Here is a 561-nt window from a genome sequence, read left to right as displayed (position 1 = left end):
CCAGCTCGTCAAGGTCGGGCTCGGTAATGTGGATTTTGCCACCGTTCAGGGTGTCGACCACGTGTGCGTTGACGTCCACCCCGACAACCGATATTCCGCGGCTGGCTGTGACAGCCGCCGTGGGCAGGCCGATATACCCCAAACCGATGATGCTGACGGTCTCGATCGGCCGAAGGGGCGCTCGGGTCTCATCGGCCGAGGACATCCAAAGAATCTCGCGGATGGCGCCGATACCGAGGGGTGTACGGGCCTCACGGGCGCGGACCGGGGGTATAACCCGCGGCAACTCTGCAGGCAGGATCGCTGCTTCAGACATGGACAATCCTTTCGACAATGCGGGCTGCTGCCCGACCGTCTCCGTATGGGTTTGTGGCGGATGACATCTGCTGGTATCGAACCGGGTCGCTGAGCAGCGACCGGGCTTCTTCAACTATGCGCTTGCGTTCTGTGCCGACGAGGTGAACCGTCCCAGCCTCCACAGCTTCCTGGCGCTCCGTGGTGTTTCGGGTGACCAGCACTGGTTTGCCGAGCGAGGGGGCTTCCTCCTGGATACCCCCGGAG

General features: G+C 63.1%; 1 protein-coding gene and 1 pseudogene. Both read right to left on the bottom strand.

From position 1 onward, the window contains the following. Nucleotides 1-316 (bottom strand): annotated as a pseudogene (locus tag ACFHWW_RS34145) (hypothetical protein); the annotation flags it as partial. Continuing rightward, nucleotides 309-561: UDP-N-acetylglucosamine 2-epimerase (locus tag ACFHWW_RS34140; protein WP_379943807.1), on the bottom strand; the 253-nt coding region annotated here is incomplete at its 5' end. The pseudogene ACFHWW_RS34145 and the gene ACFHWW_RS34140, both read right to left, overlap by 8 nt.

The organism is Sinorhizobium sp. P24N7, assembly GCF_042436655.1.
GTDB classification, from domain to species: domain Bacteria; phylum Pseudomonadota; class Alphaproteobacteria; order Rhizobiales; family Rhizobiaceae; genus Sinorhizobium; species Sinorhizobium meliloti_A.
Note: the sequence above shows the minus strand (reverse complement) of the source record. Positions and strands in the feature narration are given on the sequence as shown.